This is a genomic window from Phaeobacter sp. JH204B, assembly GCF_048055755.1.
Taxonomy (GTDB): Bacteria; Pseudomonadota; Alphaproteobacteria; order Rhodobacterales; family Rhodobacteraceae; genus Phaeobacter; species Phaeobacter bryozoorum.
This window is the reverse complement of sequence record NZ_JAYMXF010000012.1, coordinates 211,291-227,414: the sequence shown is the minus strand read 5'-3', so window position 1 is coordinate 227,414 and position 16,124 is coordinate 211,291. Positions and strand designations below refer to the sequence as shown.

At 60.9% G+C, this 16,124-nt stretch carries 16 protein-coding genes and 1 tRNA gene; 14 read left to right on the top strand and 3 right to left on the bottom strand.

Annotated features, from left to right (window positions below; genetic code table 11):
- The first annotated feature begins 42 nt into the window (after nucleotides 1–42).
- From mtnA to VXL81_RS08295, 9 genes are all read left to right on the top strand, one after another.
- Nucleotides 43–1,146, top strand: coding sequence for an S-methyl-5-thioribose-1-phosphate isomerase (gene mtnA / locus VXL81_RS08335; RefSeq protein WP_416553756.1), 1,104 nt, complete (start codon nucleotides 43–45; stop codon nucleotides 1,144–1,146).
- A 7-nt stretch (nucleotides 1,147–1,153) separates the two neighbouring features.
- Nucleotides 1,154–1,825, top strand: a complete 672-nt coding sequence (locus tag VXL81_RS08330; protein WP_416534908.1) for a class II aldolase/adducin family protein — start codon at nucleotides 1,154–1,156, stop codon at nucleotides 1,823–1,825.
- Between the two features lie 203 nt (nucleotides 1,826–2,028).
- Nucleotides 2,029–3,099 (top strand): dipeptidase, encoded by a 1,071-nt coding sequence (locus VXL81_RS08325; RefSeq protein ID WP_416553754.1) that lies wholly within the window; start codon nucleotides 2,029–2,031, stop codon nucleotides 3,097–3,099.
- A 91-nt stretch (nucleotides 3,100–3,190) separates the two neighbouring features.
- Complete coding sequence (locus tag VXL81_RS08320) at nucleotides 3,191–4,786, top strand: ABC transporter substrate-binding protein (protein WP_416553752.1); 1,596 nt, start codon at nucleotides 3,191–3,193, stop codon at nucleotides 4,784–4,786.
- A gap of 1 nt (nucleotide 4,787) precedes the next feature.
- Nucleotides 4,788–5,846: an ABC transporter permease gene (locus VXL81_RS08315; protein ID WP_340545621.1), complete on the top strand. Its 1,059-nt coding sequence runs from the start codon at nucleotides 4,788–4,790 to the stop codon at nucleotides 5,844–5,846.
- Nucleotides 5,843–6,778 (top strand): nickel transporter permease, encoded by a 936-nt coding sequence (nikC, locus tag VXL81_RS08310; RefSeq protein WP_416553750.1) that lies wholly within the window; start codon nucleotides 5,843–5,845, stop codon nucleotides 6,776–6,778. Before VXL81_RS08315 ends, nikC begins: the two co-directional genes overlap by 4 nt.
- On the top strand, nucleotides 6,775–7,632 hold the full coding sequence (locus VXL81_RS08305; RefSeq protein ID WP_340545623.1) for an ABC transporter ATP-binding protein: 858 nt from the start codon (nucleotides 6,775–6,777) through the stop codon (nucleotides 7,630–7,632). Before nikC ends, VXL81_RS08305 begins: the two co-directional genes overlap by 4 nt.
- Nucleotides 7,629–8,384, top strand: a complete 756-nt coding sequence (locus VXL81_RS08300) for an ABC transporter ATP-binding protein (protein ID WP_416553748.1) — start codon at nucleotides 7,629–7,631, stop codon at nucleotides 8,382–8,384. Before VXL81_RS08305 ends, VXL81_RS08300 begins: the two co-directional genes overlap by 4 nt.
- 134 nt (nucleotides 8,385–8,518) lie before the next feature.
- Nucleotides 8,519–9,997, top strand: coding sequence for an HD-GYP domain-containing protein (locus tag VXL81_RS08295; RefSeq protein ID WP_416553746.1), 1,479 nt, complete (start codon nucleotides 8,519–8,521; stop codon nucleotides 9,995–9,997).
- Between the two features lie 106 nt (nucleotides 9,998–10,103).
- Here VXL81_RS08295 and VXL81_RS08290 read toward each other — a convergent pair.
- Nucleotides 10,104–10,189 (bottom strand) — tRNA-Leu (locus VXL81_RS08290).
- A 172-nt stretch (nucleotides 10,190–10,361) separates the two neighbouring features.
- On the opposite strand from VXL81_RS08290, the gene VXL81_RS08285 reads away from it, so the two are divergent.
- The gene (locus VXL81_RS08285; RefSeq protein WP_416553744.1) at nucleotides 10,362–10,940 is read left to right on the top strand and encodes a YqaA family protein; all 579 of its coding nucleotides are present in this window, start codon (nucleotides 10,362–10,364) and stop codon (nucleotides 10,938–10,940) included.
- A gap of 2 nt (nucleotides 10,941–10,942) precedes the next feature.
- Complete coding sequence (locus VXL81_RS08280; protein ID WP_416553742.1) at nucleotides 10,943–11,413, top strand: disulfide bond formation protein B; 471 nt, start codon at nucleotides 10,943–10,945, stop codon at nucleotides 11,411–11,413.
- A 75-nt stretch (nucleotides 11,414–11,488) separates the two neighbouring features.
- Here the strand turns inward: VXL81_RS08280 and VXL81_RS08275 are convergent, their stop codons facing one another.
- Entirely contained in the window at nucleotides 11,489–11,914 is a 426-nt protein-coding gene (locus tag VXL81_RS08275; protein ID WP_340545642.1) for an Lrp/AsnC family transcriptional regulator, read from the bottom strand.
- A gap of 112 nt (nucleotides 11,915–12,026) precedes the next feature.
- Here VXL81_RS08275 and rocF point away from each other — a divergent pair, with 112 nt between their 5' ends.
- On the top strand, nucleotides 12,027–12,953 hold the full coding sequence (gene rocF, locus VXL81_RS08270) for an arginase (RefSeq protein ID WP_416534902.1): 927 nt from the start codon (nucleotides 12,027–12,029) through the stop codon (nucleotides 12,951–12,953).
- A 133-nt stretch (nucleotides 12,954–13,086) separates the two neighbouring features.
- Nucleotides 13,087–14,133: an ornithine cyclodeaminase gene (locus VXL81_RS08265; protein WP_416534901.1), complete on the top strand. Its 1,047-nt coding sequence runs from the start codon at nucleotides 13,087–13,089 to the stop codon at nucleotides 14,131–14,133.
- A 90-nt stretch (nucleotides 14,134–14,223) separates the two neighbouring features.
- Here VXL81_RS08265 and VXL81_RS08260 read toward each other — a convergent pair whose 3' ends face one another.
- The gene (locus tag VXL81_RS08260) at nucleotides 14,224–14,790 is read right to left on the bottom strand and encodes an HNH endonuclease (protein WP_340545645.1); all 567 of its coding nucleotides are present in this window, start codon (nucleotides 14,788–14,790) and stop codon (nucleotides 14,224–14,226) included.
- A gap of 625 nt (nucleotides 14,791–15,415) precedes the next feature.
- On the opposite strand from VXL81_RS08260, the gene VXL81_RS08255 reads away from it, so the two are divergent.
- Nucleotides 15,416–16,108: a pseudouridine synthase gene (locus VXL81_RS08255; protein ID WP_416545887.1), complete on the top strand. Its 693-nt coding sequence runs from the start codon at nucleotides 15,416–15,418 to the stop codon at nucleotides 16,106–16,108.
- Nucleotides 16,109–16,124 lie beyond the last annotated feature (16 nt).

Genomic DNA, 16,124 nt, shown 5'->3' with positions numbered 1-16,124 from the left:
TCAGCGGCGGCGCTGGGCCAGCCATCAACGGAGGACACCGCAGTGAAGGTCAACGGCACACATTATCGCTCGCTCTGGTGGGACGAGGATCAATCGGTTCTGATGATTATCGACCAGCGTTGGCTGCCCCATGAGTTTCGCATTCAGCCGGTTGCAACACTGGATGATTTCGCGACCGCCATCGTCGAGATGCGGGTGCGTGGCGCGCCGCTGATCGGAGCCACCGCCGCCTATGGCATGGCGCTGGCGGCCGAGCTTGATCCTTCGGACGGTGCGCTGGAGGCCGCTTGGGAGCAGCTCAATGCGACCCGCCCCACTGCGATCAACCTGCGCTGGGCGCTAAACCGCTGCATGGAGGTCCTGAGTCCCCTGCCCGAGGATGAGCGTGCTGACGCCGCACTGAAACTGGCCCATGCAATCGCCGATGAGGATGTTGAAATCAACCGGCGCATCGGCACTTACGGGCTGACCCTGATCCGTGAGATCGCACAGAAGAAACCCGCAGGTGAGCCGGTGCGGCTGCTCACCCATTGCAATGCAGGCTGGATCGCCACGGTTGACTGGGGCACCGCCACCAGCCCGATGTATCAGGCCCATGATGCCGGAATTCCGATCCATGTCTGGGTCGATGAGACCCGCCCGCGCAATCAGGGCGCGCTGACCGCCTGGGAACTGGGCAGCCATGGTATTAGCCACAGCTACATCACCGACAATGCCGGCGGTCATCTGATGCAGCACGGACAGGTCGACCTGGTGATCACCGGCACCGACCGCACCACGCGTCAGGGTGATGTCTGCAACAAGATCGGCACCTATCTGAAGGCACTGGCAGCCCATGACAACGGGGTGCCCTTCTATGTCGCCCTGCCCTCGCCGACCATCGACTGGACGGTGACCGATGGCGTTGCCGAGATCCCGATCGAGGACCGCGACAGCCGCGAGGTAAGCCATGTTCAGGGCGTGCTTGATAGCGGCGACATCGGGCTTGCGCGTGTGACACCGGACGGCACGGTCTGCGGCAACCCGGCCTTTGACGTGACCCCCAATCGGCTGGTCACCGGGCTGATCACAGAGCGCGGCATCTGCGATGCCTCTGCCGAGGGGCTGGCGGCGCTGTTCCCCGATCTTATCCGCAAGGCCGGGTGACTGCGCCATGACCAGACCCGCCCCGGATGACAGCCGCGCCCTGCGCCAGTCGATCATTGATGCCTGTCTGGAGATGAACCGGACCGGCATCAATCAGGGCACCTCCGGCAATATCTCCCTGCGGATCGCCGGGGGTGACATGCTGATCACCCCGTCCGGCATCCCTTATGAGGCGATGAGCCCGGAGATGATCGTCCGAATGCCGCTTGCGGGCGGGCCTGATCCCGAGGATGCACAGCCGGCCCCGTCGTCGGAGTGGCAGTTTCATCAGGCGCTGCTTGCGGCGAAGCCGGAGGCGATGGCGGTCGTCCATGCCCATCCGGCGCATTGCTGCGCTCTCGCCGTGAACCACATGACGATCCCGGCCTGCCACTATATGGTCGCGGCCTTTGGCGGAGATGACGTGCCGCTGGCGGATTACGCGCTGTTCGGTACGGCTGAATTGTCGGATCATGTCGTCCACGCCATGGCCGACCGCCACGCCTGCCTGATGGCAAACCATGGGGCCCTTGTGACCGGTGATACGCTGGCGCGGGCGATGTGGCGCATGGTGGAGCTGGAGAGTTTGGCGCGGACGTACATACTGGCCCGCAGCATCGGCACACCAAAACTGCTAAGCACGGCGCAGATGGAGGAGGCGCTTGCTGCCTTCGCCACCTACGGGCTGAAACAGGCCTGACCAGCCGAGTCGCCATTGCGCGATAATCGAACATCTTCCCGGCCCGGTCGAACGACCAGCGGGCAAGATGACCGCTGTCACGCCATTCCTCCCAGTTAGATGGCAGTTTTTGGGCCTTCGTCCGTCTTATCCCGGAAACGGGCGTAAATTCCCTTGCGTTAGCGCAAAAGATACGACCTCATATCAGGGAATTAGGAAGAAATATGACTGACCCTCTGATTTTCGACGGCCACAACGATGTTTTGCTGCGATTGCACAATCGCGATATTTCATCCGGCGTGGACGGGTTCCAAGGCAACGGCGGGCGCCAGATTGATCTGGCCAAAGCGCGCACGGGCGGCTTTGGCGGCGGCTTCTTTGCGATCTATATTCCGGATGGCCACAGTCTGGATAGCGAAGACGAGATGATGGCAGACAGCTATGATATGCCGCTGTCGGCGGCGATCAGCTGGCCCGATGCCGCCCCTGTCGCGCTGTCGCAGGCGTCCCTGCTGTTTCAGCTGGAAAGCGACGGCGCGCTGAAGGTCTGCCGCACAACCGAAGATATTCGCGACTGCCTCTCGACCGGGATGATGGCGGCGGTGCTGCATATGGAGGGCGCGGAGGCAATTGATCCGGATTTCCACATGCTCGACCTGCTTTATCAGGCCGGGCTTCGCTCAATCGGTCCGGTGTGGAGCCGCCCGACAAGGTTCGGCCATGGCGTGCCCTTCCGGTTTCCGGGATCACCCGATACCGGTCCGGGGCTGAGGGAAGATGGCAAACGGCTGATCCGGCGCTGCAATGATCTGGGTGTTATGATCGACCTGTCGCATCTGAACGAGGCCGGTTTCTGGGATGTGGCCAGGCTGAGCGCAGCGCCGCTGGTGGCCACCCATTCCAATGCCCATGCGCTGACGCCGCACAGCCGCAACCTCACCGACCGCCAGCTGCACGCGATCCGCGACAGTGACGGGATGGTCGGCCTGAACTTTGCGGTCGCCTTTCTGCGCGAAGATGGTCGGATGGACGAAAACACCCCGATTGACCGGATGCTGCGCCATATCGACCACCTGATCAGCCAGCTCGGCGAGGATCGGGTTGGTTTCGGCTCGGATTTCGACGGGGCCACCGTGCCGCGGGAGATCAGGACCGTTGCAGGCCTGCCCGCGCTTCGCGCCGCTCTGCGTCACCACGGTGTGGATGAGACGTTGATGAAAAAACTATGTCACGACAACTGGCTGCGGGTTCTGGATGCCACCTGGCGCAGCCCGAAAACGGAGGCGTGCAGCTGACCGGTGCGCACCCCGGTTCAGACCCACACAACAACAAGACGCTGACAACAGCGCGATATTCCAAGATCAAAAACACAATAGGGAGTTAAAGATGAAAACCATTCATACCCTTCTTGGCACCGCCGCGCTGGGGCTGGCGATTGGCCTCACTCCAATGGCGACCATGGCTGAGACGCCCGCCAATATGCTGGTTATTGCCAACCGCATTGACGATATCACCACGCTGGATCCGGCGCAGAGCTTTGAATTTGCGGGTGCCGATGTGATCCGCAACATCTATGGCAAGCTGGTCAACTTTGACCCCTCCGATCTGGACGCAGGCTATCAGCCCGATCTGGCCGAAAGCTGGACCGTCTCCGAGGATGGCCGCACCATCACCTTTACCATGCGCGAAGGCGTGACCTTCCAGTCCGGCAACCCGGTCCGGGCCGAGGATGCGGCGTTTTCGCTGAAGCGCGCGGTCATTCTGAACAAGACGCCCTCCTTCATCATCACGCAGTTTGGCTTTACGCCCGAAAACGTCGATGAAACCATCAAGGTTGATGGCAATACGCTGTCTATCACCACCGACAAACGCTATGCGACCTCCTTTGTTCTGAACTGCCTTACGGCGACCATCGGCGCCATCGTCGACAAGGAACTGGTCATGGCCAATGAGGTCGATGGCGATATGGGCAACAATTGGCTGACCACCAATTCGGCAGGCTCCGGCCCCTACAGCCTGGCCAGCTGGAAGCCGAAGGAAAGTGTCACCCTGACCGCAAACCCCTCGTATTATGGCGGTGAGCCAGAAATGAAGCGCGTCATCGTGCGCCACGTTCAGGAAAGCGCAACCCAGCGCCTGATGCTGGAACGCGGTGATATCGACGTGGCCCGCGATCTGACGCCCTCGGATGTGGACGGTCTGGCCGGTGTTGAGGGTGTCGAGGTGCTGCGCGAAATGCGCGGCCGCCTGATGTATGTCTCCTTCAACCAGAAACACCCGGAACTGTCGAAGCCGCAGGTCCGTCAGGCGCTGAAATATCTCATCGACTATGACGGGATGGAAAACAGCTTCCTGAAGAACTGGTATGTCGGTCACCAGAACTTCCTGCCGAAGACCTATCTGGGCGCTGTGGACGAAAACCCCTTCTCGCTCGATGTGGAAAAGGCCAAGGCGCTGCTGGCAGAGGCCGGTGTCGAGAATCTGGAGCTGACGGTCGGTGTGCGCGAGGCGCAGGAACGGCTGGAAATTGCACAGTCGCTGCAAAACACCTTTGCACAGGCCGGGATCACGCTGAACCTTGAGGTTGGCACTGGCAAACAGATCTTGGGCAAATACCGCGCGCGGGAACTGGATATCTATCTGGGCGCATGGGGCCCGGACTATCCTGATCCGCATACCAATGCGGGGACCTTTGCCTATAACCCGGATAACTCGGACGAAGCCAATGCAACCGGTCTTCTGGCCTGGCGCAACGGCTGGGACACCGGCGGGCTGACGGAAAAGGTTGCCGCCGCCGTGGTCGAGGGCGACACCGACAAGCGCGCCGAGATGTACCACGAAATTCAGGCAGAGTTCCGCGACACAGCCCCCTTTGCCATCATGTTCCAGCTGATCGAACAGGCTGGCATGGCCGACAATGTCGAAGGGCTGAGCCTCGGCGGGGCGATCACCTCCGTCGCCTACTGGGACGTGACCAAGTAAAATGGCGAATTTCGCAACAGAAACGGAGCGGCGGCCCTGGCTGCCCCTCCCCCCCTGGGCGCGCGGCACACTGGTGACGCTGTCGTCCATCGCCGTCACCATGCTGGGCCTCTTGTTCGTGACCTTCCTGATCGGTCGGGTGATGCCCATCGATCCGGTGCTGGCCATCGTGGGCGAACGCGCCACCGAGGAGCAGTATAATGCCGCCTACCGTGAGCTGGGTCTGGACCGGTCGCTGGCTATTCAGTTTTTCTACTATGTCACCGATGTGCTGCGCGGTGATTTCGGAACCTCGCTGCTGACCGCGCGGGATGTCTCCTCTGATATCGCACGCGTGTTTCCGGCGACCTTTGAACTTGCCACTATTGGCATTCTCTTCGGCTGCATTCTGGGCGTGCCGCTGGGGGTCATCGCCGCCGTACGCCGGGGCAGCTGGATCGACCAGATTGCCCGCGTGATTGCACTTGTGGGCTATTCCATGCCGATCTTCTGGCTCGGCCTGATGGGGCTCTTGCTGTTCTACGGCATTCTGGGCTGGGTCGGAGGCCCCGGACGTCAGGGTATTTTCTACGAGGATATGATCCCGTCGGTCACAGGCATGATCCTGGTGGACTCGCTGATTGCAGGTGACTGGGGCGCGTTTCGCGACGCGTTTTCTCATATCGTGCTGCCCGCCGCGCTGCTCGGCTATTACAGCCTTGCCTATATCAGCCGCATGACGCGCTCGTTCATGCTCGAACAGCTCTCGGCGGAATATATCACCACCGCCCGCGTCAAAGGCATGAGTGAATGGGCCGTGGTCTGGACGCACGCATTTCGCAATATCCGCGTGCAGCTGATCACCGTGATCGCCCTCAGCTATGCCAATCTGCTTGAGGGATCGGTTCTGACCGAAATCATCTTTTCCTGGCCGGGGATCGGCAGCTATATCACCACCGCGCTTTTGTCGGCTGACATGAATGCGGTACTGGGCGGTACAGTTGTTGTGGGGCTCGTGTTCATCTGCCTCAATATCTTCTCCGATCTTCTCTACAAAGTCTTTGATCCGAGGTCGAAATGAGCCTGTCATCGCAAACCCCGGCCCCTCAGCAGGGCCTGCGCGCCTGGCTGCTGACCGACACGCCGAGATCGCGGCGTCAGGCCCGGCTGGCGGCGCTCTATCAGGGCTGGCTGTCGCTCAAGCAGAACCATATGGCGATGGTCGGGCTGGCCATCCTGATTTTGTTGATCTCCATCGCGCTGCTGGCGCCGGTGATGGCGCCCCATGACCCATATGTGCAGAATCTCGCCAATCGGCTGCAACCGTTGGGCAGCGAGGGGCATATTCTGGGCACGGATTCCCTTGGTCGTGATATCCTCAGCCGGTTGATCCATGGCGCCCGCATCACCCTCTATATCGTGGCGCTGGTGGCGCTGATTGCACCGGTTGCGGGCCTTCTGGTTGGCACCGTCTCCGGCTACGTCGGCGGCTGGGCCGATATTATTCTGATGCGGATCACCGATATTTTCCTGGCGTTTCCACGGCTGGTGCTGGCGCTGGCCTTTGTCGCTGCTCTTGGCGCCGGGATCGAAAACGCGGTGCTGGCGATCTCGCTCACTGCCTGGCCGCCCTATGCACGGATGGCGCGGGCCGAGACACTGACGATCCGCTCCTCCGACTATATCAGCGCGATCCGCCTGCAAGGCGCAGGCCCGCTCAGGATCATCATCAAACATATCTGGCCACTCTGCATCTCCTCGCTGATCGTTCGGGTGACGCTCGATATGGCAGGCATCATTCTGGCCGCCGCCGGTCTGGGATTCCTCGGCCTTGGCGCCCAGCCACCAAGCCCGGAATGGGGCGCGATGATCTCCGAAGGGCGCCGGTTCATCCTCGATCACTGGTGGGTGGCCACCATGCCCGGTCTTGCCATTTTTGCCGTTTCGCTGGCGTTCAACCTGCTCGGAGATGGCCTGCGCGACGTATTGGACCCAAAGGACAGCGCCTCATGAGCCCGCTTCTGGATATCGAAAACCTCTGGGTGCGGTTTCCCACCCGCAATGGCATCTTTGACGCAGTGCGCGGTGTGTCCTTCTCGCTCGGCCGTGAACGGCTCGGCATTGTTGGGGAAAGCGGCTCCGGCAAGTCAATGACCGGTCGCGCCATCCTACGACTGATCCGGCCTCCCGGCATCGTCGAAGCGGATCACATCAATCTGCACGGCGAGAACCTGCTGGCAAAATCGGAGCGCGAGATGCGCAAGGTTCGCGGCGAACAGATCTCCATGGTGATGCAGGATCCCAAATTCTCGCTCAACCCGGTGATGACCATCGGCGATCAACTGATCGAAGCCCACCGCCTGCACAGCAAATCCACCAAGACCGAGGCCTATGCCAAGGCCTTGGAAATGCTGGAGGCCGTGTCGATCCGCGACCCGGAGCGCGTGATGACCGCCTACCCGCATGAGATGTCGGGTGGCATGGGGCAACGGATCATGATTGCCATGATGCTGATCCCAAACCCGGAAATCCTGATCGCGGATGAGCCGACCTCGGCGCTGGATGTCTCGGTGCAGGGACAGGTGCTGTCGATCATGGATCGGCTGGTGAAGGAACGCGGCATGGGGCTGATCTTTATCAGCCACGATCTCAATCTGGTGTCGCAGTTCTGTGATCGGGTGCTGATCATGTATGCAGGCCGCATCGTCGAGGTCTGCGACGCCGATCAGCTGCACGAGGCGCAGCACCCTTATACACGAGGTCTGCTCGGCAGCCTGCCCCGATTTGATGCTCCGCGTCCTCGGCTTGAGGTGCTGCAACGTGATCCCGCCTGGCGGGATGCGCCCAGCGTGGAGGGTCGCAGATGACAACCGCCTTGGAAATCAACAATCTGAACGTCTATTTCGGCGACCGCGGCGCGCTGGTCCATGCCGTCAAAGCGGCCTCTCTCCGCGTTGAGACAGGTGCCAGCTTTGGCCTTGTCGGGGAGAGCGGGTCGGGAAAATCAACTATTCTGAAAGCCATCACCGGACTTGCGCCGCAATGGAACGGTGAAATCTCGGTCGAAGGCACCCGACTTGGCCCGACCCGCGACCGGGAGTTCTATAAGACCGTTCAGATGGTGTTTCAGGATCCCTATGCCTCGCTGCACCCGCGTCAATCCGTGGATCAGGTGCTGTCGGAGACGCTGCATCTGCACGGGTTCCGCGACATCGATGCACGGGTGGAACAGCTGCTGCAGGATGTTGGCCTTGGGCCGTCGTTCCGCTTTCGCTATCCGCACCAGCTGTCCGGTGGTCAGCGGCAGCGCGTCGCCATCGCCCGCGCGCTGGCCCCACGGCCGGATATCCTGCTGCTGGACGAGCCGACCTCGGCGCTGGATGTCTCGGTACAAGCGGAGATCCTGAACCTTCTCAGCGATTTACGTGCCGCGCATGGGCTGACCTTTGTGATGGTGTCGCATGACCTCGCGGTCGTTGCGCATATGTGTGATGCGGCGGCGGTGATGCAGCATGGCGAGATTGTAGAGGTGCTCAGCATTGATGCCATGCGCGCCGGGCAGACACAGCACCCCTATACGCAAACGCTGCTGCGGGCCTCGGCCAATCGGGTGGCCTGAGATGGGGCGTCAGGGGGCTGACAGAGAGCTGCCAAACGGGCGACGCCCCTCGTAATGCGCCGCGCACGGGGCGGTAACCTGAGATTAAGGCCAAGATAGTAGGCTTGACGCGCGTTTGAACAAGGATGCGCGTCATGGTGGCCACGCCGACCCCCTATTCGCTGTCCGGACCGGGTCCGGGGATGACGGTTGCGACCGTCTCCTCTGGTGTCCTGCATGGCGTGACCTACCCAAAGGTTGGCGGCCAGACCGTCCAGCTTGGCGAACTCCTCGGCGCGCTCAGCCATGCGCTTGATCTTACAGAAGGCCAGCCAGAGGGTCATTGCGTAAGATGCTGCTGGATCGGCATGCAGGTCGCCGATTACCTCGATCTGTCGCAGGAGGATCGCGCTGATCTCTACTTTACCCTGCTTCTGAAGGATCTTGGCTGTAGCTCTAACGCCGCCCGCATCTGCGCGCTCTACCGCACGGATGATCTGACCTTCAAACGCAATTTCAAATTCGTAGACGGAACCACCCGGCAGAAGCTCGAATTTGTCCTGCGCCATACCGGCCAGGGCGACAGCCGGTTGAAGCGGTTGAAAACAGTGACCGGCGTGATTGGCCGCAGCGGCAGTCTGGCGACTGAGCTGATCCAGACCCGCTGCGATCGTGGCGCGGAGATCGCCCGGCTGATGCGGTTCTCCGAACAGGTCGCAGAAGGGATCGCAGGGCTGGACGAGCATTGGAACGGCGGCGGCCACCCGGCCGGCATCAGCGGTGACGAGATTCCGCTGTTCTCGCGCATTGCGCTGATGGCTCAGGTCACCGATGTGTTCACGCTACAGATGGGCTCAAAAGCCGCCGCTACCGAGCTGGAGGAGCGTGCCGGAAGCTGGTTCGATCCCGATCTCGTTCCGGTGTTTACCCGGGTGATCCGGTCCCCCGGTTTCTATGACGCATTGACCAGCAGTCGACTGGAAGCGAGCGTGTTCTCGGATCGCTCCGCCCGGGCGACCCTCACGGTTGATGAAACCTATCTCGATGAAATTTCTTACGCTTTTTCAAAGGTTATCGACGCAAAAAGCCCCTTTACCTACGGCCATTCCGAACGGGTCGCCCATTACACGGACATGATCTGTGAACAGTTGGGCCATGATCTGGTGCATCGTCGCTGGATGGTGCGGGCCGGACTTCTGCATGATCTGGGAAAGCTGGGGGTATCCAATGCGATCCTCGACAAACCGGGCAAGCTTACCGAGGAAGAGTTCGCCTGCATGAAGCTGCATCCCGTGCTGGGACACGACGTTCTGCGGCGGATTTCGGTCTTTGAAGACGTGGCGGAGGTGGCAGCCGCCCATCATGAACGTCTCGATGGGAAAGGCTACCCGCATGGGCTTGCAGCCGCAGATCTCACCACCGACATGCGCGTGCTGACGGTTGCTGACATTTTTGACGCGCTGACCGCGGACCGGCCCTATCGCTCGGCACTGCCGCTGGAAACGGCCTTTGAGATAATGGATGATATGCAGGGAACGGCCATAGATCCGGCGATATATCAGGCCCTGAGGGATGCCATAGCCGCCAGCCCCTGGCCTGCCCGCGAAGAGCGGCCATTCTCACCAAAACTCTAGCACCCCAGATGCTTATCTGGCGTTTGTCAGCAGTCGACCGGATGCAGGCAAAACGGCGCTGGAGACAAAAAAGCAGAGAGGCAGCAATCGCGCTCTCTGCTTTTCATGGTACCCAAGGCCGGACTCGAACCGGCACGCCCGCAAAGGCGGGGGATTTTGAATCCCCTGCGTCTACCATTCCGCCACTTGGGCCTCTGCCCCGTTCCTACCCAAGCCAAAGGCCGAGGTCCATAGGCAAATCGCGCGGCTGGCGGCAAAAAAACATCTGCCTGCCGACGGCTGTGTAGCGGGCAACCATCGTGGTTGACCTGCTCATCCCGACGTGGCACCGCTCAGGGCGGATTGCCAGGGAGAGCTTCACAGGATGCTGCGTGCGCTATATCACCGAACGATGGCCTTGGCCGACCACCCAAAGGCGCTGTGGTGGCTGGCCGGCGTTGCCTTCATCGAAAGCTCGGTCTTTCCCATCCCGCCGGATGTTCTGATGATCCCGATGATCCTCGCGCGCCCATCACGTGCCTGGCTAGTTGCGCTGGTGGCTCTGGTCGCCTCCGTGGCTGGCGGAATGCTCGGCTACGCCATTGGCGCATTTTTCTACGACAGCATCGGCCAGCCGGTGCTGGCCGCGATGGGCAAGGCAGATGCCATGGTCGAATTCAACAGCCGCTTCAATGATTTTGGGTTCTGGGCGGTGCTGATCGCCGGGATCACGCCTTTTCCGTATAAGGTCATCACAATCATGTCAGGCTGGACCGGGATGCCAATCGCAACCTTCGTTGTGACCTCCATTCTGGCCCGTGCGCTGCGGTTTTTTATGGTTGCGGGCTTGCTGTGGCAGTTTGGCGCGCCGATCCGCGATTTCATCGAACGTCGGCTGGGGCTTGTCTTTACGGTCTTTGTGGTGTTGTTGTTCGGCGGGTTTCTTGCAGTGAAGGTATTGTAAACATGAGCCGAATTCTCATCCTGATTGCCAGTGCCGGATCTGCTGCACTGCTGCTTGGTGCCTTTGGATTTCAATACATCGGCGAGATGGCCCCCTGCAAACTGTGCATCTGGCAGCGCTATCCGCATGGCGCGGCTGTCGTCATCGGTGCTGTGGCGCTGGCGGTACCATTGCTGATCCTGCCCTACCTTGGCGCGCTGGCCGCGCTGGCGACTGCCGCCATCGGTGCCTATCATACCGGGGTTGAGCGTGGCTGGTGGGAAGGTCCGAACTCCTGCAGCTCCGGCCCGATCGGCAATCTGAGCTCCGAAGATCTGATGCAGCAGATCATGTCGGCACCGCTCGTGCGCTGCGACGAGGTCCCGTGGGAGCTGTTTAGCCTGTCGATGGCCAGCTGGAATGCGATTGCCTCGCTGCTGCTGGCGGTGATCTGGATTGCCGCAGCCAACCACATGCGCAAAAACCGGATCTGATCCCGACGCAGCCAGTCACCGGGAGCCGACGCACAGGGCCCCGGCCGCAGCTCTCCACGCGGCGATCTATCCTTTTTAGCTGTCTTTCTTGGTGGCGAGCAGAAGATTGGTCTCGCTGCTGACCACACCTTCAAAGGTACGGATCTTTGCCAGCGCGGCATCCAGCGTTTCCAGCGTTTCGGTGCCCAGCTCGACGATCAGGTCCCAGCGTCCGTTGGTGGTATGGATCGCCCGCACCTCGGGCAGCCCCTGAAGCTGGCGGGTGATTCGGCTGGTGCCGCGCCCCTCGATACCGATCATCATCAGACCGCGAACCGGGTCGCGCAGCACATCCTCTTTCAGCACTACGGAAAAGCCAAGGATATCGCCCTTGGTCTGCAGCCGCTCGATCCGTGCCCGGACGGTGGTCCGCGACAGGTTCAGCTGCAAGGCAAGATCGGAGAGTGAGGCGCGTGCGTTATGGCGCAGGGCGGCAATCAGCCGTTCATCCGTTTTGTCCAATCTGATCTCCATCTTGACGATTTGCCCTACTATATGAGCGAAATGATCGCTGGATTCCACCTCAAATCGGAGCTTTCTAAGAGTATTCACTTTTCGCAGAGGAGATATGCGCGTGACATCCAAGACCTGTATTCTGATCGGCGCTCCCGTAGACAGTGGCAAGCGGCGTGCAGGGTGCCTGATGGGGCCGGATGCCTATCGCACCGCCGGTCTGGGACGTGCCATCGAAAGCCTGGGTCACAAGGTGATTGATCAGGGCAACCTGCGTCCGGCCAGCCATGAGGCCGACCACAATGACGGTCTAGTCTTTGCCCGCAATGAAACCATTGGCTGGACCAACCGCCTGATCCGCGCTGCAGAAGAAGCGATGAAGGACGGCCTGCCGATTTTCCTGGGCGGAGACCATTCCCTGTCGCTCGGATCCGTTGTCGGTGTTGCCAACCACGCCGCCAAGGAAGGCCGTCCGCAATTCGTGCTGTGGCTCGACGCCCATACAGATTTCCACACGCCGGCCACCTCCGACAGTGGCAACCTGCATGGCACGCCGGTGGGGTATTTCACCGGCCGTCCGGATTTTGCGGGCTTTCCGAAGGTGCAGAACCCGGTGCCGCAGGAAAACGTCTGTATGATCGGTCTACGGTCGGTCGACACCCCGGAGCGGCTGGCGCTGGAGGCGAGCAACATTCATCGTCACGACATGCGCGAAATTGACGAGAACGGCATTGCAGGTCCGCTCTCGGCCTTTCTCAACCGCGTGGCCGAGGTCAACGGCATGTTGCATGTCTCGCTGGATGTCGATTTCCTCGACCCCTCCGTGGCGCCGGCTGTCGGCACCACCGTCCCCGGCGGCGCCACTGTCCGTGAGGGGCATCTGGTCTGCGAGATGCTGCATGATTCTGGGTTGATGACCTCGCTCGATCTGGTCGAGCTGAACCCGTTTCTGGACGAACGCGGGCGCACGGCCCATCTGATGGTCGATCTCTGTGCCTCAGCCCTGGGTCGGCGCGTGTTTGATCGTCCGACGCGAAGCTATCAATGAGCCAGCATCAGGCTGCGCCCGCCGAGTACGGCACGCCCCTGCGGCGCGCCATTCTAACAACTGAAACCGCTGGCGGGTCAATGCGCTGCATGCTGGCAGGCATCCACCTTAGCCCCCGTGAAAGGACCCGGTCATGACCCAACCTTCGGATAAGGCGCTTGTGCCTTTTGTAAGCGTCGACAACATGATGCGCCTCATTCACTCGATCGGTATCGACACCGTGATGAGGGACCTCGCCGATTACATCGAAGAGGATTTCAAACGCTGGGAGCTGTTTGACAAGACGCCGCGGGTTGCCAGCCATTCCGACGTCGGCGTGATCGAGCTGATGCCGACCTCTGATGGCGAAGCCTATGGCTTCAAATACGTCAACGGCCATCCGAAGAACACCTCAGAGGGGTTGCAGACGGTGACCGCCTTTGGCCTGCTCGCCGATGTCTACACAGGCTATCCCGTGCTGCTGACCGAGATGACCATCCTGACCGCGCTGCGTACTGCCGCGACCTCTGCGATGGTTGCAAAACATCTGGCCCCGAAGGGCGCCACAACAATGGCGATGATTGGCAATGGCGCGCAGTCGGAGTTCCAGTCGCTCGCCATGCAGGCAATCTGCGGGCTGAAATCGGTTCGCCTCTACGATATCGACCCGGCGGCGACCGCGAAATGTGCCGCCAACCTTGCTGGCAGCGGCCTCACCGTGGTGTCCTGCGCAACCCCCGAAGAAGCGATTGAAGGCGCGCAGATCCTGACCACCTGCACCGCTGACAAGCAATATGCCACCATCCTCACTGACAACATGGTCGGCAGCGGCGTCCATATCAACGCCATCGGCGGTGATTGCCCCGGCAAAACCGAATTGGCACCGGGTATCCTGACCCGCTCTGATGTCTTTGTGGAATTCCCGCCGCAAACCCGCGTCGAGGGCGAGATCCAGCAGATGCCGGAGGATTTTGAGGTGACGGAACTCTGGCAGGTGATCCTTGGCCAGAAACCCGGTCGCCGAGATGACAAGCAGATCACCCTGTTTGACAGTGTCGGCTTTGCAATCGAGGATTTCTCGGCCCTGCGCTACATCCGTGACCGGATCAAGGACACGGATTTCTTTTTGGAGCTGGACATGCTCGCCGACCCGGACGACCCGCGCGATCTCTTCGGCATGGTGCAGCGCGCCAAGGGCTGAGATCGGGATTGTCCCTCGCTGCTATTCTAAGGAAAAAGGCCCCGCCTGTCCGGTCGGGGCCTTAGTTTATTTTTGAACGACTGATGAGATTCAGCTGTCCAGTTCGCTATCCCAATAGAGAAAATCCATCCAGGTTTGATGCAATTCAGGCTTCGGACGGGGCAGACGGCGGGCGATGGCATCCAGCTCATGCGGACTGGGAGCAAAGGGTTTGCGGCGCAGTTTCAGTCCGACCTGCTGCGGTTTCAGATTGCCCTTGCGCAGATTATCGGCGCTGCAACAGGCCACGATATTGGTCCAGGACGAGGCCCCGCCCTTGCTGCGAGGGATCACGTGATCAAACGTCAGATCCTTCGCAGCAAAGCGCTTGCCACAGTATTGACAGCAGAATTCATCACGCAGAAAGACATTATAGCGGGTAAAGGCCACCTTCTTGCGCTTGCGATACCGCTTGAGGGCGACCACGGCGGGAACTTCAAAGGAGGCAGAGGCCGAATGAACCGCCACATCTTCGTAGGTTTTGACCTGTATGACCCGCTCCTGATGGACGGCGACAAAAGCATCCTGCCAATTGCAGACGGATAGCGGCGCCCAGCTGAGTGGCTGCATATCCGCGTTCAGAATCAATGTTCTGAGATTACCAACGGCGACGGTCATACTGCACCTCCTCGTTTCAACAGCGGTGGCCTGCGCCCGGACCAACGCCGTTGCCCAGGACGGCGCAGCAGTCTGTTTCCAGCCTGCCGGATCGTCCCGGTATTGAAAAAAACAAAAGCGCGTGGAGCCCACGCGCTTGTCTTCAAATCAGGTTTCTTGCTGCCAGTGCTCCGCAGGGATACCGACAGATGGCACGGGTAAGGCCAGACAGGTATTCGCAGCCCGGTCTGCGGCCGCGTCCTCACCCCGGTGTCATTCTGCGGCGCAACAGGACCACGGATTGCAGTCCACGCCGGAGGCGCGACATATGCTGTCATCTCTTGCTGATGGATCTGCATGTTCTGCAACGGCTCAACCGCCCTGTCTGCCTGCGTTTCGACACCAGAGCGGGGAGCCCGCCCCTGCTTTGATTTAACTATATATCGTGTCAGTCAGCTGGCAAGCCCCCATTATCAATGATCGCAACGGGGCACTGACCTCGCTTCGCCTCAAGCGGTAGGATGATTCCGTGACAGCGGCATGACAGCTGCCGGCGGGTCGGCGGTCGCGAAATCCCCTATGCGAAACCACTGTCGGCAACGCCGCTGCCCTTGCCAGCCTGCCGGGGGCTGCTTATTGCAGACTGATGACCAGATTGATCCGTTTCAACAAACCCTTCGATGTTTTGCCCCAGTTCACCGACCGCGGCAGCGAGGGCAGCCCGCGCGCCACGCTGAGCGACTGGATTGACCTGCCCGGTGTCTATCCCGCCGGGCGACTGGATCGCGACAGCGAGGGGTTGATGCTGCTGACCGACCAGGGACGCTTGCAGGCGTGGATCTCGGATCCGCAGCACAAGATGCCGAAAACCTATTGGGTGCAGGTCGAGGGGACACCGGATGCGGCCGCCATTCAGGCGCTTGCAGAGGGTGTTGAGCTGAAAGATGGGCTGACCCGACCAGCCAAGGCCGCATTGATCGACGAACCGGAGGGAATCTGGGCGCGGACCCCACCAATCCGGGTGCGCAAATCCGTACCCGACAGTTGGATCGCCCTCACCCTTCGCGAAGGCCGCAACCGGCAGGTACGGCGGATGACAGCGGCAGTGGGCCATCCGACACTGCGCCTGATCCGGGCGGCCATCGGCATCTGGACTCTTGACGGGCTCAGCCCCGGCACCTGGGAAGATCTGGAGGTGCCCAGCATCCCCGGTCCGCCAAAACCCAAACCCGCCCCGAACCGGCAGGCGATTGCCCGGCGCAAGGCGGTAGGCGCAAAAACAACCCCGTCAGACCCGCAAAAGCCGCCCCGCAAACCACGAAAGCCGCGCAAGCGCTAGGCTGCACGGCTTTCGA